General features: G+C 65.3%; 15 protein-coding genes and 3 pseudogenes. 9 read left to right on the forward strand and 9 right to left on the reverse strand.

Going from position 1 to position 19434, the window contains the following annotated elements; genetic code table 11:
- Positions 1-8 precede the first annotated feature (8 nt).
- Entirely contained in the window at positions 9-488 is a 480-nt protein-coding gene (locus B0T44_RS08040; RefSeq protein WP_077117704.1) for a DUF5994 family protein, read from the forward strand.
- Positions 489-767: 279 nt separating this feature from the next.
- Here the strand turns inward: B0T44_RS08040 and B0T44_RS08045 are convergent.
- From B0T44_RS08045 to B0T44_RS08060, 3 genes and pseudogenes are all read right to left on the reverse strand, one after another.
- Positions 768-1133 (reverse strand): annotated as a pseudogene (locus tag B0T44_RS08045) (zinc-binding dehydrogenase); the annotation flags it as partial.
- Positions 1134-2173: 1040 nt separating this feature from the next.
- Positions 2174-2662 (reverse strand): hypothetical protein, encoded by a 489-nt coding sequence (locus tag B0T44_RS08055; RefSeq protein WP_175648052.1) that lies wholly within the window; start codon positions 2660-2662, stop codon positions 2174-2176.
- 96 nt (positions 2663-2758) lie between these two features.
- Positions 2759-3184, reverse strand: coding sequence for a MarR family winged helix-turn-helix transcriptional regulator (locus tag B0T44_RS08060; RefSeq protein WP_077117706.1), 426 nt, complete (start codon positions 3182-3184; stop codon positions 2759-2761).
- 126 nt (positions 3185-3310) lie between these two features.
- On the opposite strand from B0T44_RS08060, the gene B0T44_RS08065 reads away from it, so the two are divergent.
- A complete protein-coding gene (locus B0T44_RS08065; RefSeq protein WP_077117708.1) occupies positions 3311-4201 on the forward strand; it encodes an MBL fold metallo-hydrolase in 891 nt (296 codons plus the stop codon).
- 17 nt (positions 4202-4218) lie between these two features.
- Positions 4219-5403 carry an MFS transporter gene (locus B0T44_RS08070; protein ID WP_175648053.1) on the forward strand — a complete coding sequence of 395 codons (1185 nt, stop codon included), beginning with the start codon at positions 4219-4221 and terminating at the stop codon, positions 5401-5403.
- 44 nt (positions 5404-5447) lie between these two features.
- Here B0T44_RS08070 and B0T44_RS08075 read toward each other — a convergent pair whose 3' ends face one another.
- The 3 genes from B0T44_RS08075 to B0T44_RS08080 form a co-directional block, all read right to left on the reverse strand.
- A complete protein-coding gene (locus tag B0T44_RS08075; protein ID WP_077117712.1) occupies positions 5448-6014 on the reverse strand; it encodes a hypothetical protein in 567 nt (188 codons plus the stop codon).
- Positions 6011-6139 (reverse strand): hypothetical protein, encoded by a 129-nt coding sequence (locus B0T44_RS27940; RefSeq protein ID WP_254893664.1) that lies wholly within the window; start codon positions 6137-6139, stop codon positions 6011-6013. The genes B0T44_RS08075 and B0T44_RS27940 overlap by 4 nt, the downstream gene beginning before the upstream one ends.
- Before the next feature lie 219 nt (positions 6140-6358).
- Positions 6359-7969, reverse strand: a complete 1611-nt coding sequence (locus B0T44_RS08080) for a sigma-54-dependent Fis family transcriptional regulator (protein WP_175648054.1) — start codon at positions 7967-7969, stop codon at positions 6359-6361.
- Between the two features lie 176 nt (positions 7970-8145).
- Between B0T44_RS08080 and B0T44_RS08085 the strand changes: the two genes are divergently transcribed.
- Genes B0T44_RS08085 through B0T44_RS08095 form a run of 3 tightly spaced genes read left to right on the forward strand, consistent with a single transcriptional unit; the run spans position 8146 to position 12313 of the window.
- Positions 8146-9606, forward strand: coding sequence for an aldehyde dehydrogenase family protein (locus B0T44_RS08085; RefSeq protein WP_077117716.1), 1461 nt, complete (start codon positions 8146-8148; stop codon positions 9604-9606).
- An 8-nt stretch (positions 9607-9614) separates the two neighbouring features.
- Positions 9615-11213, forward strand: a complete 1599-nt coding sequence (locus B0T44_RS08090; RefSeq protein ID WP_077117778.1) for a class I adenylate-forming enzyme family protein — start codon at positions 9615-9617, stop codon at positions 11211-11213.
- Entirely contained in the window at positions 11210-12313 is a 1104-nt protein-coding gene (locus tag B0T44_RS08095) for an NAD(P)-dependent alcohol dehydrogenase (protein WP_077117718.1), read from the forward strand. The genes B0T44_RS08090 and B0T44_RS08095 overlap by 4 nt, the downstream gene beginning before the upstream one ends.
- Before the next feature lie 174 nt (positions 12314-12487).
- Here the strand turns inward: B0T44_RS08095 and B0T44_RS27945 are convergent, their stop codons facing one another.
- Positions 12488-12646 (reverse strand): hypothetical protein, encoded by a 159-nt coding sequence (locus B0T44_RS27945; protein ID WP_245839580.1) that lies wholly within the window; start codon positions 12644-12646, stop codon positions 12488-12490.
- Positions 12647-12668: 22 nt separating this feature from the next.
- Positions 12669-12926, reverse strand: a pseudogene (locus tag B0T44_RS28510) (hypothetical protein); the annotation flags it as partial.
- 633 nt (positions 12927-13559) lie between these two features.
- Here B0T44_RS28510 and lnt point away from each other — a divergent pair.
- From lnt to B0T44_RS08110, 3 genes and pseudogenes are all read left to right on the forward strand, one after another.
- Positions 13560-15008: an apolipoprotein N-acyltransferase gene (gene lnt, locus B0T44_RS08105; RefSeq protein WP_175648055.1), complete on the forward strand. Its 1449-nt coding sequence runs from the start codon at positions 13560-13562 to the stop codon at positions 15006-15008.
- Positions 15009-15311: 303 nt separating this feature from the next.
- Positions 15312-15647, forward strand: a pseudogene (locus tag B0T44_RS26450) (IS256 family transposase); the annotation flags it as partial.
- A gap of 108 nt (positions 15648-15755) precedes the next feature.
- Positions 15756-16322 (forward strand): dihydrofolate reductase family protein, encoded by a 567-nt coding sequence (locus B0T44_RS08110; RefSeq protein ID WP_077117780.1) that lies wholly within the window; start codon positions 15756-15758, stop codon positions 16320-16322.
- Between the two features lie 293 nt (positions 16323-16615).
- On the opposite strand, the gene dnaE is transcribed toward B0T44_RS08110, so the two are convergent.
- Positions 16616-19434: DNA polymerase III subunit alpha (gene dnaE, locus B0T44_RS08115; RefSeq protein ID WP_077117724.1), on the reverse strand; the 2819-nt coding region annotated here is incomplete at its 5' end.

The raw sequence follows: 19434 nt of genomic DNA on the forward strand, positions 1-19434 counted from the left end.
GGCCGGATATGGCACAGAACCCGCCCCCGAACAGCAGCGATGCTGCCGCAGACCGCGGCCTCGGCCGATTCCAGGCCACTGCCGGTGGAGGGCAACCGTTCGACACCCCGACCCGCACACCGCGGCTGCTGCTGCGCGACCGGGACGAGGAATCCGGCGTCGTCGACGGCGCCTGGTGGCCCAGGACAGACAATCTCACCACCGAACTGCACGACTTGGTCACCGCTCTCACCCCGCGACTGGGCGCGACCGCCCGCATCAGCTTCGACTGGAATGCGCTGAGTCTGTCCCAACGCCGCATCGACGCCCCCGACGGAATACAGGTCACCGGGCCGCTCCCAGACCAGCCACCCCACGTGATGTATGCCTTCGGCCCGCACGAACAGCGTCTCCGCTTGCTAGTTATCGACCCCGCCACGAACGCAGACCTCGCCCAGGCGCAGATGCGCAACGCCGTCAGCGCCACTACAGACCGGCCGCAATCATGACCCGTTGGATGGGCGCCCCCAGGCGGAAGTGATTCCGACCACCTGGTACCGCCACATCCACTGGTCGGGCCATGGAGCCATCGAAGCCGACACTGGGATCGGTAGGGGTTCGCTGTCGGCCGACCACAGCATGTGCAAGGCCTTGAAAGTTCGCCTAACGCATTTCCCTGGTCAGTTGAGTGTCAGCGGGATGCTGGGGGCGACCTGTCGGCGTCTTGCCGACGCGAGTTCGCCGCGCCTGTGCCCTTCGAGTTGGACGTGGCAGCGTGGCCCGTTTGGTCACAGAGTGAGCATCGTCTTGATCGCCTTGCGTTCCTCCATGGACCGGTAGCCCTCGGCCGCCTTGTCCAGCGGAAGTACCTGGTCGAAGACCTTGCCGGGGTTGATCTTCCGATTCCAGATGAGGTCGATCAGTTCCGGCAGGAACCGGCGGACGGGCGCGGGGCCGCCCAGCAGGTGGACCTCGGCGAAGAAGAGGTTGTCCAGGGGCAGGGCGACGTCGTGGGCGACGCCGACGAAGCCGATATGGCCGCCGAGGCGGGTCGAGCCGATGGCCTGCAGCATCGATTCACGGGTGCCGACGGCTTCGATGACGCTGTGGGCGCCGAGGCCGTCGGTGAGGTCCTTGATAGCGGCGATGCCCTCGCCAACCACCATTCATCCCACAGGAGACCTGAATCTTCGATTAGGCAACCAACACAAATCCGCAACACCTGATCAGACCCGGCCCATCCAGCCAGTCATCCCCACAGAGAAAGGAAACCAGCATGGCAAGGCGCCACTACCCTCTCGGCCCAGGAGGCACTTGGAAGAGCGGTCAACGCGTCCCGTCACGGGACGCTACGTCGACCAGCACGGAACCATCTCGGAGCATGAGCAACACGACACTTTTCCGCCTTGCGTAGCCAGGAGAGGTGAAGTCGCTTTCCGGCGATTGGTGAAGGTCGCACAGCACGCGGTCTAGCTATCGCGTTGCGATGCCTCTGGAGGCTCACGGGTCCAATCGTCCCTCCAGAGGCACTATCCTGCCACATCGTTCAATCGATGCCGAGTTCCGAAGCCACATCCGTCGGCTTATGCCTGCGCCAGATCCATTCCATCCGCGCGGCTCCGCTATGCCTGAGGCAATCGGCCGCCAAGCCCTATACCCAGCGTCTGCGCAACCGAAGCGCACTCCTCAGGTGCGTAGCTGGACATATTGCCTGAATGCCGATCTGCCGCCGTTGACTGCGGTGGCCCAGTTTTGCCAGGACGTAGCTCACGTTATGAACGAGACTGCGCACCTGCCCTATCTGGAGCCGAGCTGTGACATCGCGGGGTTCGATCAGAATCGAGGTACACCCGAGATGGTCGATCCGCTGTGGACAGCACATAAAATGGCACGGTTCTACCGGGTAGCGCCGCAGATCTCCTCTACAGCATCGGGCAGTTGCTGGCTCTTGTGAGCCGATGGTCATCTCACCGGCAGTGCTCGCGCGGACGGTGGCTGAATACTGTGGACGCGTCAAGTGTCTCTCGGCAATTGAGGACGCTCGATAGCTGAGCTGCTCGCGGGTCGCGGTCTCGACGATGTCGTTGAACTGGGAGCGGATGCTGGGCAGCCGCAGCATCTGGCATGCCTGGCCGACGGCGGCGTCGGCGGCCTGGTCGCTCATGCCGTGACGACGGGGGCCAGGGCTGGTCATCTAGGGATTCCCTGCTGCGATTTTCGGTTTGGCGATGCGGAGCAACTGGTCATAGATCGCGACCGACGGCAGGGGCCGGGTGTCCGGTGGTAGTTGCGCCAGGCGGCGGGCGGTCAGCGACGGAATCGGGTCCGGGTCGGGTTCGGGGAGATCGACCACGTGGGCCAGCCTTGGTGCGGATTCGGCGGCTTTGCGGGCCTCGAGCACGACCGCGTCGGCGGTGAGTGCTCCCGCGCACAGCGCGGCGTCCAGGCCGGCGACGATCTGCTCGTGGGGCATATTGCGGTGCAGCAGAAGAATTTCGATGACCGCGCGGGTGCCGTCGCGTTCGCCGTGGGCTTTGTGGACCGCGGCCCACCACGCGTCGTGGCTCTTGGTGAACTTCCCGCTCTGGCGTGCTGGTCGCGCCTCGGCCGACACCCTGGTGTACTTCGCCAGGCTGCGCACGGAGGCGTGCCGCGTGGTCGGGTCGATGTCCTTCAACGCCACCGAGGGTTTCGCCCTGGGGCGGCGAGAAACACCTGCCCGCGCTCCCCTACCCCCGGTTCGGCCTCGGGTGATCGAGGTCTGTGGCGGGCAGGGCGGTCACCGCCCGGCGACGGCTTGTTCCAGCAGCTGGTGCAGGGACTTCTGTTGTGCGGGTGTCAATCCCGCCAGCGGGGACTCCTCTACGAGAAGCGCTATCAGCTGCTCCCGCAGGCTGGTCCCCTGAGCGGTGAGGACCAGCTGCTTCGCGCGACGGTCGGTGGGATGCGGGCGGCGTTGGACTAGGCCGCGTTGCTGCAGTTTGTCGACGACGAAGGTGGCGTTGGACGGTTCGCAACTCATCCGTTCGGCCAGTTCGCTCAGTGTCATCGGCCCGGTCATCTCGCGTAGCGCCGTGGCCTGCGCCCCGGTGAGGCCCAGCGTGGTCGCGCGTTCCCGGACGTGGTCGCTTATCCGGCGGGCCAGCCCGTTCACGAGCCCGCAGAGTTCACGCTCGGCGACGAGCTGAGGGTCCGGTGTGGTCATGTCCCCAGCGTAGCAAGGTAGGTCAAGTAATAATAATTAAAGCTTGAAACATTCAATTCATGAGCTTATTGTCGTCCTCGCTGCCATCTGACTGTGGCCGCATCTCAGCCCGGACAAGGACGAAACATGGCGAACTCGACATCCGACAGCGACACACGACTACGGCAGACCGCGACCATACGGTCGGTCCAGCTGGGCGAAACGACAGTGACCTACGTACCGGACGGATCGGTCCAACTCACCCCACAGGGATGGCTTCCCGACACCACCGGCCAAGTGTGGGCCACCCACCCGGAATACCTCGACGAATCCGGCAACCTGGTCGGCAGTATCGGCGGGCTCCTCGTGGAGCACGGCACCCGCGCACTGCTGATCGACGCCGGATTCGGGCCGCAGGCAGTGCCTGCGCAACCCGGCAATCCGCACGGCGCAATTCACGGCGGTGCACTGCTGAAGAACTTGGCAACACTAGGTCGCGATCCCGCGCTGATCGAAGCGGTGGCCTTCACTCACCTCCACATCGACCACGTCGGGTGGGCCTGGCATCCCGCACCTGGGAGCACCGAGCCTGCCTTCACTCGTGCCGCATACCTTGTTTCCGAGCCAGAATGGACACAACGCCGACTGGTCGAAGCACATGGCACGACCAGGGAAATCCTCGATCGGCTGCAACCGCGGGTACGCACCGTAACCGATGGTGAAGAGATCTTTCCTGGGGTGCAGGTCATGTTCACGCCCGGCCACACCGCCGGCCACACCGGCTACATCATCACCGAAGGCAACCAGCGGCTCATCGCCTTCGGAGACGCACTGCATTCACCGATCCAGGTCGATCATCCCGAATGGTCGGCAGCCTCCGATCACGACCACGGCATGTCCACCGAGTTCCGGCGCCGACTGGTGGCCGAATTGGCCCGACCCGCCACAATCGGCTTCGGCGTGCATTTCGCCGATGTGGTGTTCGGCCGGGTCGTGCTCGACGGCGCCAGCCCGGCATGGCGGCCGATCCCCGCCTGAGTCGTGGTGCGAACATCATGATGCGATTGGTCTCGACACCTACGCTCACCGGCCCATGGCCCGCAGTGTCCACCACAGCCCTTGTTGCAACGGTCACGGTGATGCCCGGTTTCACCGTGGGAGCGCTCGCCGCACCCATCGCAGCCGACCTCCATATCTCGCACACCTCTCTCGGCCTGGCAATGAGTGCGTTCTATGCCGCCACGGCGCTCGGATCGCCGGCTGCCACCCGACTTGCCGCTGCTCTTCCTGTCCCCTTGATTCTGGCAACCGCTGGAATCGCCGCATCGACGGTGATGATCACGCTGTCGCGAACCACCGGCTTCGCAACCTTGCTCGCGGTACTGATTGCCGGCGGATTCACCAATGGGCTGGTCCAGCCGGCTGCAGGTCGCGTGATCGCCACCCGGATACCGGTTCGCCGCCGTTCGCTGGCGGCGGGTCTGGTGGGTGCCGCGCTCGGCGCCGCCACGCTTGTTCCCGGATTGCTTGTCGCCTTCGTACTTCCGTCACACGGATGGCGCACCGCTATGTGCATTGCCGGACTGGTAGCCCTCCTTCCAGTGGTATTCACGGGCGCGACCCGGTGCATGAACTCGCCACTGCCGCTCCGCCCGGTCGCCGCCGGTTCCCACACACCACATGTACGCCGGATCCTGTTGTTGTGGGCGCTGGCGGCAGGACTGTCGGCGACCGGCAACAACGCAGTGGCGTCTTACTTCATCCAGCTCGGTCAGCACTCTGGTACAGCGGCCTCCGTCGCTGGGAACCTACTGGCGACTAGCGCGATCCTCGCCGTGGTAGTGCGACTGGTGACCGGGGCGCTGTCGGATCGGGCGCCGAGCCACAATCCTGCGGTGATCACCGCCATGATGCTCGCCGGGGCACTCGGCCTCGCTTCGATCGCCGTCGGAACACCAGCGATGTTCGTCAGCGGAGCGGTGCTGGCCTTCTCCGCGGGCTGGGGCTGGACCGGGCTGTTACTGGCCACGACATTGCACCTGCTTCCTGGGCGCGCGGAAAAGGCCGGGCATACCGTGCAAGTCGGCATCTACACTGGTGCGACCATTGCACCTTTCGCCTTTGGTGCACTCGCCAGCGCATTCGGGTTTACCGTCGCCTCGGCAATGGCGGCCGCGCTCGGGCTCGCTGCGGCGGCTGCTATGGCGCTGGGCATTCGACTGTTGCACTCGAGAACCTGATAATGTCCGGGCATACCCCGGCAAGACGACTTCCTGGCAGTCGATCAGCCCGACGAACAGCGCCTACTCGCCCTCACCGACGGGCGGGTGGAGGCGAACTGTACGAATCCAATGACGGCCTCAATGAACAGGTCAAGGCACTGGACCCTAGGCGCTTTCGTACCATGACCGCATCTGGGCTTCATCGCCATCCGGCCATTCCATGTCGACCAGCCATTCCAGGTCCGTGGGCAGGTCCACAGCCATTGATGGACTTCGGCCTCATCAACCGGCTCGGTGATCGAGTCGCATCCGTCCCGGCCACTCTCGGCGTCCGCATCAGGTGAGGCGCTATCATCAGCGAACTGCCGCCGCTGGCCGGCTTTCGGAAGATCGAACGGGGTCGCAATCGGTTCCGGAATCTGCAGTCCGGGCGAATCGATCGACAACTGCTCGAGTAGATGGATCAGCTTGGGTATTCCGGCCCGTTCCGCCTCGAGTGGTGCCATCAGGTCCATGGACTTCCGGGTGATCTCCGCCGAGGCTTTCCGAACCGCCTCGACCAGGGCTTGCGCGACCTCGGAATAGCTGAGCTCAGTGATATCGTCGCTGAATTCGATGCCGGTGATCACGTTTCCGAACCGTGCAGGTAGACCCCGCCGTCGTCACGAGCCATATCCACCACGCCGGCGAGGCGGACGGTGATGTGCGCTGAATCGGTAATCGTTCCACGAAGTGTTGCAGTGGAGATACGCACGAGCCACCGTCCTCAGGGCAAGCGGCTATGCCTATTCAGCGGTTCATCAACCATTTTCGGCGGGAAACGCCCGGTCGATTCCTGCTTGAACTCGATGATGTGAGACGCGCTGGATCGGCCCACACCGGCGACGAGAAAGTGGACGATACCTACGACGAGCCCACTCCAGGCTCGATCGCCTCGAGGAGAATCACATCGAATGGACCGCTCGGCCAGCGCTCACGCGTGGATGCGGTAGCGACGTAGCCGGGCGTAGAGGGTGGTGCGTCCGATTCCCAGCTCGGCCGCCGCAGCAGCCTTGTTGCCGTCCGCCTTGCGTAAGGCGGCAAGGATGGCGTCCCGTTCAGCGTTCTCCATCAAGGTGAGTGGACGTGTGGACGGCGACCGATATGTCTCAGGTAGGTGCCGTTCGGTGATGTCGCCGACCGGAGCGCGGGAACACGCGTGAGCGAGGACCGATTCCAGCTCGCGGAAGTTCCCCGGCCAGGAATGAGCGGCCAGAGCACTGAGTGCCGATGGCGTTATTCCCTTGCCGGACTGCGGTTTCAAACGCTCCAGTACCTCCGTGACCAACGTGTGGAAGCCCTGACGGTGGGCGCGCAGCGGCCGTAACTCGCAACGGTGGAGCGCTTCCGCGGCCAGGGCAGCATGCTCGGTGCACTCATCGGACAGTGGTGATGTTGCCATCACCACCTCGCCGGCGGATGCGCGGACGGCGGGCGCGAGAAGGGTTGCTGCTCGTGGCGTCAGGGCGTGGATGTCGTCGATCACCACTTGCGGGGAGTCGTTCAATGCCTGCCGAACCGACCGTAGCCATCGGCCCTCGGCGTCCTCGTCGATAGCGGTGAAATAGGCGGCGTCAGGGCCTGCGATCTCGCGAGCCGTCGTGGTGCGACCGGTGCCGGGTTCTCCGATGACGAGTTGTCTGCGCCGGGATATCGCGGCGGGCGGCGAGGAGCCGGGCGAGGGCGATGCAGATTCGGCGGGAACGAGATCGAAGATGACGCCCCCAGCAGTGTCGGGGACAGCGCTGGCGGTGACCCGGACATTGGCTCCCGAGGCCAAGGTCAGGTGGCGGTGAACCGCCGTGCGGGGGTCGACGGCGGAGGCGAGCATCCGCAGTTCGGCGTGATCGGCTGCCCTGAGCAGATCGACCGCAGCCGCGTTGCTCAGCAGGACGTTGTCTCCGTAGACAACCACTGGGTGGCGGGTGTTTCGGGTGTGAGTCTGGAATGCGGCGAGGAGACGTTGCTCGGTGACTTTTGCGCCTTCGAGCAGGCGCTGCTCGATGTCGTGAACAGCGCGCATCAGAAACGGCCCTAGCAGTGCCGTCGATTGGTCGACCGGTCCGGTGATGTCGAGAACGCCGACGACTCGACGGGCGATCGGGTGGACGATCGGCGCGCCGAAGCAGCAGAACTGGCGTAGCGACTCGAGGTAGTGCTCGTCTCCGGAGACAGCGATGGGCTTGCCCAGTTCGTAGGCGGTGGCGAGCGCGTTGGTACCGCTGGACTCCTCGAGGTACTGGAATCCGGGGGCTGCGAGCACGCGGTCCAACGCGCCATTGAGCTCTCGTTGTGCCACACGGCGCTCGATGATCCTGGCGGTGCGGTCGCCGAGAAGCACCGAGAAACGGGTGTCGGCCAGCTCGTCCATCATCCGATCCAACACAGGTTCGGCGGCCACGACGAGCCGACTGCGACGGTGGAAATCGCTGACGAACGTGCTTTCGCGCACAGGCATCCCGGGATCCAACCCGAACAATTCTGCACGTTTCCAGGCCGCGGCGATCTCTGGGCGTAAACGGGGTTCCATCGAACTAGCGGTCATCGAGGTGGCATCTCTTTCGAACGGGCGAGTGGAGTCTACCGTCGCCAGGCCGCGGCGGACCGTGTCGCCATTTCCGGGAAATGTTCGTAATCGGAACACAGCCTCCGGCGCCGGCGGCAGCACCATGGTCTGCATCGCATCACAGTGATGCGCAACACACGATCGAGGAGTCAACGATGACAGTGGGCCAGTCGGTACAGGTCGGGGTCGGAGCCGAGTTCGTCATGACGATCAACGGTGAGTCGGTGAAGGGGGCGGAAACGTCCGATGTCTTCAACCCCGCGACCCGGTCGGTGATCGCCCAGGTACCGGTCGCAACCCGCGAGGATCTCAACCGCGCGGTGGACGCCGCCCACCAGGCGTTCGCGACCTGGTCGGCCGCCCCGCTTGCCGAGCGGCAGGCGCTCGTGGCCGCGATCGGGGACCGGCTCGAGGAGCGCGCCGAGGACTTCATGGCGCTGCTGACCGCCGAACAGGGCAAACCGCGCGCGATGGCCGAGTGGGAGGTCTACGGCTCGATTGCTTGGTTCCGGGAGGTCGCCAAGCAGTCGCTGCCGGAGGACGTCGTCGAGGACACGGCAGAGCGTCGGGTGATTTCCCGCCGCACCCCGCTCGGTGTCGTGGCGGCGATCGTTCCGTGGAACTTCCCCATCCTGCTCGCGGTGTGGAAGATCGCGCCGGCGCTGGTCGCCGGCAACACGATCATCGTCAAGCCTTCGCCGTTCACCCCTCTGTGCGATCTCAAGCTGGTCGAACTCGTGCAGGATCTGCTGCCTCCGGGCGTGCTCAGCGCACTGAGCGGTGACGACGATCTCGGCAAGTGGATGACCGCGCACGATCGGATCGCCAAGATCGCCTTCACCGGCAGTACCGAAACCGGCAAGCATGTCATGCGTTCCGCGGCGGGGACCCTGAAGCGGATCACCCTCGAGCTCGGCGGCAACGATCCGGCCATCGTGCTCGGCGATGTGGATCCCAAGAAGGTCGCACCGCAGCTGTTCTGGGCCGCGTTCCAGAACAACGCCCAGTTCTGCAACGCCGCCAAGCGAGTCTACGTGCACGACAGCGTCTATGACGCCGTGCGAGACGAACTCGTGGCCTTCGCCCGCACAGTCAAGGTCGGCAACGGCGCCCAGCCGGACACCGAACTCGGCCCCATCCAGAACGAGCCGCAGTACCGCAAGGTAGCCGAGTACTTCGACGACTGCGCCGCCAACGGCTACACCTTCGCCCTGGGCGGCCGGATCGATCCCGACGCCGAAGGCTGGTTCGTGCCGGTGACGATCGTGGACAACCCCCCGGAGAACTCCCGGCTGGTGGCCGAGGAGCCCTTCGGGCCGATCGTGCCGTTGCTGCGCTGGTCCGACGAAGACGACGTCGTCCGCCGCGCCAACGACACCGTCTGGGGCCTGGGCGCTACCGTGTGGGGCGAGGATCTCGACGCGATCCAGCGGATCGGTCGGCGGCTCGAGGCCGGCACCGTGTGGCTGAACGAGGTCCACCAGTACTCGCCGCACCAGGTCTTCGGCGGACACAAGCAATCCGGAATCGGCGCGGAGAACTCCCTGCACGGCCTGGCCGAATACACCAACCACCAGACGATCACGCTGAACAAAGCGAGCGGGTCGGTCTCGTGACGGATCTGATGCCTACCTCGCTGTCCTGGCCCACCGTCTTCGCCCCCGAAGCCGGACCAGGGGAAATCCTTCCGCACGCAGCTCGTCGCCAACCGCAGCACGTGGCACTCGTCGCCGGGGATCGGCGCTTCACCTATGCAGACCTGGAGTCGATGTCCCGACGGGTCGCGGCAGCATTGCGCAACCGAGGCATCGGCGCTGGCGACGTCGTCTCGCTCTACGGGCAGAACAGCTGGGAGTGGATCGTCGGCTACCATGCCGCCCTTCGCGCCGGCGCGGTGGTCAATCCGATCAACGTGATGCTGACCGGACCGGAACTGACATACGTGCTGAACGATTGCCAGACGACAGCCGTGCTCGCCGGTGCCGCGCAGGCCGACAAGATCGCCGCGATCCTGCCCGACGTCGCATCCATTGAACTGTTCGTCCAGTTCGGCGACCACCCCAGGTACGACAGGGCCGAGACCTTCGCATCATTGCTCACGGAGCGTGACGAGGAGGGGTTCATCGACCACCGGCCCCGGCCCGGTGACCTCTGCGCGATCGCCTACACCTCCGGGACGACCGGCCACCCCAAGGGCGCCATGCAATCGCATCGCGCGATTCTGCTCAATTGCGCGCTCACAGCAACGATGCACCTCCGCACCAGCGACGACATCGTGGTCACCGGCCTACCCGCCGCCCACGTCTACGGCAACGTCGCCATCAACGCCACCTTCCTCGCCGGCGGGACCGTGGTCCTGATGGAACGTTTCAACGCCGCCGAGGCGCTGCGTTCGATCGAAACCGAGCGCGCCACCATTTTCGAAGGCGTGCCGGCGATGTACTCGATGCTGCTCGCCGAGCAGACATCGGCCACCGCTGATCTGACAAGCCTGCGGATGACGACCGTGGGCGGGCAGACGATCGCACCGGAGACCATGCGGGCCTGGCAGCAACGGTCGCGAGTACCCCTGATCGAACTGTGGGGAATGACCGAGCTGGCCGGGCTCGGCACCACCCACAGTCCATATGCACCCGCGGTGCCCGGCTCCATCGGCGTCGCACTGCCGGGCACCGAGATCCGCATCGCGGCCCTCGACGGCAGCGCCACCTCGGTCGGCATCGGCGAACCCGGTGAGCTACAGGTCCGGGGCCCACTGGTCATGCTGGGCTACTTCGCGAACCCGGAGGCCACCGAGGAAGTCGTCCTCCCCGGTGGATGGCTACGAACGGGCGACGTCGCCTACGCCGCCGACACCGGGCACTACTTCGTCGTGGACCGGATCAAGGACATGATCCTCACGGCCGGTTACAACGTCTACCCTGCCGAGATCGAACAAGTCCTGGCCGGCCACCCCGGAGTCGCGATGGTTGCCGTAGGACGGCGAACGGACGAGGTCCGCGGCGAGATAGCCGTCGCCTACGTCGTGCCCAAAGCGGGAATCGGGCTGACCGAAACAGAGATCATCGACTTCTGCCGAGACAGCCTCGCCCCGTACAAACGTCCCCGCGCAGTGGTTTTCGTCGACCACCTGCCTACTACAGCGTCGGGAAAGATCATGCGCCGCAAACTCGCGGAGCTCGACGCCGTCGAGAGCGTCGCCAAGAACCAGGAGAATTCGTGAAAACCACAGCAGCCATCCTTCATTCCGCCGCCTCCCCGCTCGTCGTGGAGGATGTCGACATCGCGGCGATCGCAGCGCACGAAGTTCTGGTCGAGATGGCAGGCGTCGGCATCTGTCACACCGACCTCGGCGTGATCGCCGCACCCGCCGAGGGACAGACCCCGATTGTTCTGGGCCACGAAGGCTCTGGAATCGTCCGCGAAGTCGGTTCCGCAGTTACCGCGCTGGCCCCCGGCGACCACGTGGTCCTCACCTACAGCTTCTGCGGTAGGTGCGACAACTGCACGCGGGGGATCCCGCAGCATTGCCGCGACTTCATGGGCATGAACATGACCGGCGCGCGCCTGGACGGAACAACGCCGCTGAGGAAGGACGGCGCTCCCATCCTCGGCTCCTGGTTCGGCCAATCCTCCTGGGCCCGGCACGCGGTCGTCACCGAGCGCAACGCGATCAAGGTCGACAACGACCTTCCACTGGAAATTCTCGGCCCCCTCGGATGTGGAATTCAAACCGGAGCAGGCGCGGTACTGAACACCCTCGAGCCGCGCCCCGGCTCATCCATCGCGATCTTCGCCGTCGGATCGGTAGGGCTGGCCGCACTGCTGGCGGCGCGAGTCGCCGGCTGCGAGACGATCATCGCCGTCGACATCCAGCAATCCCGCCTCGAACAGGCCCGCGCACTCGGGGCCACCCACACCGTCAACTCCGCAGAACGGGATGCGGTCGAAGCGATCCGCGACATCACCGGAGGAACGGGCGCCGAGTACACCGTCGACTGCATCGGGCTGCCGTCCGTCGTGCGCAGCGCCCTCGAATCGCTCCAGACACCGGGAGTGTGCGCCACTGTCGGCTTCCAGGGCATTCCGAACGAGATCACCATCGATCACGGGCAACTCCTGTTCGGCAAGTCGCTGATCGGCGTCATCGAGGGCGACTCCATCCCGTCTGAGTTCATCCCGCTCATGATCTCGCTCTACCGCGAAGGCCGGTTTCCTTTCGACAAGATGATCCAAACATTCGCCTTCGAAGAGATCAACAAGGCCATCGACGCCGCCCACCACGGCGAGGTCACCAAGGCCGTCCTGACCTTCGATCACTGAAACGACTCGAGGACCGACAGTGACGTCACCGCCTCCAGCACATACCGACAGCAGCTACGCCGACGACACCCTCACAGCCGAGCAACTCGGCCGCCTTCGACACTTCGACAATCTTTCGCGACAGCAGCCGAATGATCGGTCCTCGATGCAAAGCCGCGCCACAGGCGGCTCGGGCTACTCGGCGAGATCGAGCGCGTACCGGGAGGTTTCGAGGCGATCTGGATGGACGAGCGCGGGCTCGTCCATTCGCAGGTGTTCGACGGCGTTCTCCACCGCCCTCTGCAATACCACGACGTTGGCCGCCACCCTGGCCTGCGCAAGGTGCTTGCGCACCAGCCCCGGATAACGAGGTCGCTACCGACTTACCCGCCAGATCCGCCACCGACTTCGGCCCGTCCGGGCGCGCCGCGAAATAGAACGTGCTACGCGCAAACCCCAGATCCAGGATCGATTCGGCCGGCGCGGCCGCGTCTTCGAGAAGATCCTTGCCGGTGATCCCCACATCCAGAGTTCCCGCCCCCACATTTCCGTCACCCACCAGCCGCAACGGCCGCGCAAGCCTCAGGTGCAGCGATGAGGGGATCACGGGTTCTCGGCCGGCAGAGCAGGACACCAGGGTCGATCACCCGGCGCAGTGAACGCCGGTATTCTCCTGCCTGACAGAGAGTCTGAAGCTACCGGAAGTCCGTCTCTGTGTCGCCGCCGTTGGCGGTGCCGTGGCCGGTGGGGCGGTCGTCGATCGTTCCGGCGAAAACCTGCTGCCTGTCGGCGTGTTCGGGGGTGATGGCCCAGATCCGATGTGATGTCGGTGAGTCGTCGTTCCAGCTGCGGCAGGCGTGTCGAACTGGCCGACCCCCCGAAACTCTGCCCCGGTAACGGATCGGGGGTCCCGGTAGCAATGGCGCACAAAACAACCAAGTTCACGGAGCGCCTGACCAGCAGGGAGATCAGGCATGGCCTGGGCAGAGCAGTCCCGGCTGGGTGCGCCATCTGGTGTTGGTGTCACGTCACCGAGCTCGCCGCCCGACAGGAGCGTGATGTTCAGCGGCCCACTTCGAGGTGCTGCACGCGGCCTACGCCGGTGAGGCATAGCGGTCCGTGTGTAGAGCGGCCGGGCTCGCCTGAATTCCATAGAATGGATCTTGTGCCCAACGGGGCCTTTTTCCGGGCGGCAGTGGCTCGCAGGCGCCACGCACCGGACTGGACAGCCGGCGCCACAAGTCGACGGTGGATGCCACGAGCTGCGGTGGCGGCTGCAGGAGCGCTGCCGCTGCTGGCGTTCCCCGCGCCGAATCTCAGCGTGGTCGCGTGGGTGTCGCTGGTACCGGTGGTGCTGTTGCTGCGTGCCGCGGTCACCGCGCGTGAGGCCGGGCTGCGCGGCTGGCTGGCGGGTGTCGGGTTCCTCGCGGGCACGCAGTACTGGGTGGCGCCGAACCTGATCTGGTTCTTCCCGCTGGCGGTGGGCGTGCTCGCGTTGCTGTGGACCGGATGGGGGGTGCTGGCATGGGACGCGTTGCGGGCCCCGCTCACCGGCAGCAGAGCGGCAGCCGGCGCGGTCGTCGTGCCGGCAGGGTGGGTGCTGGTCGAGGCGATCCGGTCGTGGCAGTGGCTCGGTGGCCCATGGTCGCTGCTCGGCGCCACCCAGTGGCAGCACCCCGGCGTGCTCGGGCTCGCCGCGATCGGCGGGGTGTGGCTGGTCAGCTTCGCGATCGTGGCGTCGAACATCGGAGCTGCGCTGTGCGTGGTCGGCGGCGTGGCGGCCCGGACCGTCGGGGCGATGATCGCGATCGTGGCGGTCACGTCCGGTCCGCTCTGGTCGGTAAGTCGTCCCGCTGAGCCGCCGGCCGGGGTCGTGGCCGTTGCACTCGTGCAGCCGGGGATCGTGCACGGCGATCTATTCTCGGCTCAAGAAGAACTGTCCCGGGAGATCGGCGTGCCGGTCGACCTCGTGGTGTGGGGTGAGAGCAGCGTCGGCACCGACCTGGCCGCTGATCCTGCACTGCGCCGCCAGCTCAGCACGCTGTCCGCAGCAACCGGGGCGGACCTGCTGGTCAACGTCGATGCGCTGGTCGGCGACTCCGGTGCGATCACGAAGACCTCCGTCCTGATCGACGATCGCGGAATCCTCGCCACCTACCGCAAGACCCGGCTGGTTCTGTTCGGCGAATACGTCCCGTTCCGTGATCAACTCGGTTGGCTCAGCGACATCACCGCCGCGGCGGCGCAGAACCGGCAGCCCGGCGACCGGCTGGTCGTGATGGAAGCCGGTGGTGTCCGGATCGGACCGCTGATCTCCTTCGAGGAGACTTTCCCGGACCTGGGGCGCGCGCAGGCGCGGGCGGGGGCGGACCTGCTGGTGTACCAGACTTCGACGGCCACATTCCAGGGGAGTTGGGCGCCCGCGCAGCTGGCGTCGTTCGGTGCGCTGCGGGCCGCGGAGAGCGGGCGCCCGGTCGCCGCGGCCGCCCTGACGGGCGAATCGGCGGCGTTCGACGCGCGCGGTCACCGTCTCGGGGCGATGTCCGCCGACGAGCACGGCGTTCTACTGGTCGACATACCCGTTCACGCGGTGGATACGCCCTACGTCCGGTTCGGCGACTATGTCCCCGGCATCTGTGCCGCCGTTGTCACGGGGTACGTGGCCGTTCGGTGCTCCGGCGGCGGACGCGATAGGAGGTTTCGAGCGTGGCGATGAGTCGCTGCGAGACGACTCTTCCGTTATCGGGCCCCTGCCCGTGGGCTGGCCGGTTGATGAATCTCATGCAGATGCGCGGGTGTCGTCGGAGCGAGGGCAAGGCGCGTGAAAGGGATGGTCACGGCAGATGACCCGACAGACTGCTGCAGGTCATCCGCGGTGGCGACGACCTGTCGGACGTCGCCTCGGATGGTGCCTGACGGACATATGACACAATTGTGGCAGCTGTGGGTGCGCAAACTCTGGCACACCGTCCGTCGCGCCGGCCATGATCTGGGCCGTGACCAGGTCGGGCGGTTGATGCGGGCGGCGACCGAGGCGTTCGACCGCGACTACGGCGCGAAATCCCCGAAGGCCGTCTCCGAGATCGTCGACGTACTCCTGGGGTTCTACAACTACCCGGCAGAGCACTGGATTCATCTGCCCACGACGAATCCCATCGAATCTACTTTCACGACAGCGCGTTCAAGAAGCAGGGCAACCAAGGGACCGGGCTCGCGGGTGGCCAGGCTCGCGATGGCGTTCAAGCTGATCGAGGCCGCTGAGGTACGCTGGCACGCCGTGAACGCGACGCACCTGGTCGCCCTCGTTCGGACCGGAGCCGAGTTCGAGAAGGAAACCGTAGAACAACCGGTCGATTCGTCAACTACGAAGGATTCCGCCCGACGCTCGCCCCTTCTACAAGGATTTGACGATATCTCGTGTGGCGGCGCGATGAGTTCTACCCGCCGGTGCAGTCTGATCTCCATGGGCAAACTCATCTATGGCTTCAACGTGTCGGTGGACGGGTACATCGCCGACGCGCACGGCAACATCGACTGGTCCGATCCGAGCGAAGAGCTCCTCCAGTACTGGAACGACTTCGAGCGGGAGACCGCCCTGTCGTTCTACGGGCGGCGGCTCTACGAACTGATGTCCGCGTACTGGCCGACCGCTGACAAGGCTCCGGACGCCACCCCTCGGACCGTCGACTTCGCCCGCATCTGGCGCGACATGCCCAAGGTCGTGTTCTCACGCACCCTGGAGTCGGTCGACTGGAACTCCCGCCTGGAACGCGGCGACCCGGTCGAGGTGGTGACGAAACTGAAAGCCGAAACCGACGGCAGACTGGAGGTGGCCGGCGCGACGCTGGCCGCACCGATCGTGCAGGCCGGACTGGTGGACGAGTACCGGATCGTGGTCACGCCTACCGCCGTGGGCGGCGGCACCCCATTCTTCCCGACACTGCCGTCATGGATATCGCTGCGGCTGGTGGAGAACCGCACCTTCCCGGGCGGCACGGTCCTGCTGCGCTACGAGGCGAAACACAACTGATACAGCCAGGCCCGCCCTGCGGACGCACTACGAAGTACACGACCCGAGCGGCACCCCGCTACTGCTCGACATCCACCAGCAGTTCGACGAACTGCTACCCAGCGAAACTCGCAGAACGACCGATCGACCCGCCAACACCGAGGAGGCCGCCTGAAACCCGCCCATTCACGCCGCTGGGGCGGGTGATGCGCCGGAATTCGCGCAACGCCTTCTCGGGGTCGGCGCCTTTGTCGGTGGGAATGGAGATATGGCTCTCGGCGAGTGCGACTCGGTCGACAGCTCGCTGACCCGATCTACGCATTCGCTGTAGCAGCAGCTGTTGTCAGGCAATTGGCTCCGAACAAGGCCTTGAGATCTCCGAATAGGGCTGGAGTCTTGTGAACCCGGAACTTCGGGTCTGTCGCCAACCGGGTCGTCGTGCTGCCGATCAACACGATGTGCACGTCGGTGTCCCCGGGGTGGCGCTGCAAGGCGTCACGAAGGGCTTCGATGTTGGGTCGCGTGCATGCGTGCACCGGGAGGGTAAGGGTTATCGGGGCGGAGGATGGCCCACCATTCCCCAGGTCGGGTGTGGAGATATCGACTGCGACGACTGACGTCCTGCCCTCGCGGATGTTGACGTTCGCGGTGACGAGCAGGATCGAGTCTTCGGTGAGAGCGTGCTGGAAGCTGGTGTAGATCGAGGAGAAGACGAGTATCTCGGTGGCAGCGTCGAGGTCGGCGATCTCGACGATGGCCCACGGCTCGCCCTTCTTGCTGAGGCGGCGGTCGACCGCCGCGACGATGCCGCCGATGACGATCTTCTGGCCGTTGCGGACCTTCCCGGCGTGCACGGCAGCGATGGAGGTGTCCGTGAGCGTGGTGAGCGCTGCGGCGATACCCTCTAGGGGGTGGCCCGATACATACAGGCCTAGCATCTCGCGTTCGAGGGCGAGCTTGTGCTTGGTGTCCCACTCCTCGTCGGGCACCTTGACGTTGAAGACTGACGTGCTCGACTCGTCTGCATCGTCTCCGCCAAAGAGGTCGAACTGACCCATCGCCTCGGCCTTCTTGGTGGACATCGCCGCGTCGATGGCGTCGGTGTGTACCAGCATCAGGCCCTTGCGCGGATGGCCGAGCGAGTCGAATCCGCCTGCTTTGATGAGGGATTCGGTGATCTTCTTCGAGCACGCGAGTGCGTCGACTTTGTTGAGGTAGTCGGAGAAGTCGGTGAACTTCCCCTTCTCCTCGCGGGTCGCGATGATCGACGACACCACGTTGGTGCCGACGTTGCGGACTGCACCAAGGCCGAAGCGGATGTCCGCACCGACCGACACGAAGTCGACGCGCGAGGCGTTGACGTCGGGCGGCAGCACGGTGATGCCCCTCTTGCGGCAGTCTGCCAGGTAGATCGCCGACTTGTCTTTGTCGTCACCGACGGAGGTGAGCAGGCTGGCCATGTACTCGGCCGGGTAGTTGGCCTTGAGGTACGCGGTCCAGTACATGACCAGGCTGTATCCAGCGGCGTGTGACTTGTTGTAAGCGTAGCCAGCAAACGGCAGAACAGCCTCCCACAGTGCGGTAACTGCTTCGTCGCTGTAGCCGTTGCCGCGCATACCGTTGCGGAAATTCTCGAACTCGGCAGCGAGCACTTCGGGCTTCTTCTTACCCATCGCACGGCGGAGCAGATCCGCCTGTCCAAGGGAGTAGCCGGCCACCTTCTGAGCGATCTGCATGATCTGCTCCTGGTAGACGATCAGCGCGTACGTCTCGCCCAAGATGCCGCGGAGCGGTTCGTCGAGTTCTGGATGGATCGGCACGACGGCCTCACGGCCGTTCTTGCGGTCCGCATACGCCCAGTGCGCTCCGACCCCCATCGGGCCGGGGCGATAGAGGGCGTTCGATGCGATGAGATCGTTGAACTCGGTCGGCGCCATGCGGAGCAGAAGATCGCGCATGCCCGCTGAATCGAGCTGGAAGACACCCAGGTTGTCGCCGCGGGCGAGCATCGCGTAGGTAGCTTCGTCGTCCAGTGCGAGGGTGTCGAGGTCGAGGTCGATGCCGCGGTTGGTCTTGATGTTGTCGATCGTGTCGCCGATGACGGTGAGGTTGCGCAGGCCGAGGAAGTCCATCTTCAGCAGGCCGATGGCCTCACACGACGGATAGTCCCAGCCGGTGATGATGGCGCCGTCCTGGGCCCTGCGCCACAGCGGGATGGCATCCATCAGCGGTTCCGACGACATGATCACCGCACAGGCGTGCACACCCGCGTTACGGATCAGGCCCTCCAACCCGAGCGCGGTCTCGTAGATCTTGGCGACATCGGGATTGCTGCCGATCAGCTCGCGAACCTCGGCGGCCTCCTTGTACCGCTCGTGCTCGGTGTCGGTGATCCCCGACAGCGGGATGTCCTTGGCCATGATCGGCGGCGGCAGCGCCTTGGAGATCTGGTCGGCGATGGCGAAACCGGGCTGCCCGAACTGGACCCGCGCCGAATCCTTGATCGCCGCTTTCGTTTTGATGGTGCCGAAAGTGATGACCTGAGCAACCCGGTCACTACCCCACTTCTCGGTGGCATAACGCACCATTTCACCGCGGCGGCGATCGTCGAAGTCGATATCGATATCGGGCATCGACACGCGCTCCGGGTTGAGGAACCGCTCGAACAGCAGACCGTGCGGAATCGGGTCGATATTCGTGATACCGAGCGCGTAGGCGACCAGCGAACCCGCGGCCGAACCACGGCCGGGACCGACCCGGATACCGACTTCGCGCGCATGGTTGATCAGGTCACCGACCACCAGGAAGTAGGCCGGGAAGCCCATTTCAATGATCACGTCGAGCTCGTAGTCGGCGCGCGACAGGTACTCCTGCGGCACACCATTCGGGAACCGCCGCTCCAGCCCGCGCTTGACCTCCCGGCGCAACCAGCTGGCCTGGGTTTCGTCTTCGGGCACCGGGAACACCGGCATCCGGTCCTTGAACGCCCACACCTCGTCGTAGGATTGCACCCGTTCGGCGATCAACAGGGTGTTGTCGCAGGCCCCAGGCACCTGGTCGTCCCAGAGCTCACGCATCTCGGCGGCCGATTTCAGATAGTAGCCATCGCCACCGAACTTGAACCTGGTCGGAT

The organism is Nocardia donostiensis (genome assembly GCF_002081715.1).
Taxonomy (GTDB): domain Bacteria; phylum Actinomycetota; class Actinomycetes; order Mycobacteriales; family Mycobacteriaceae; genus Nocardia; species Nocardia donostiensis.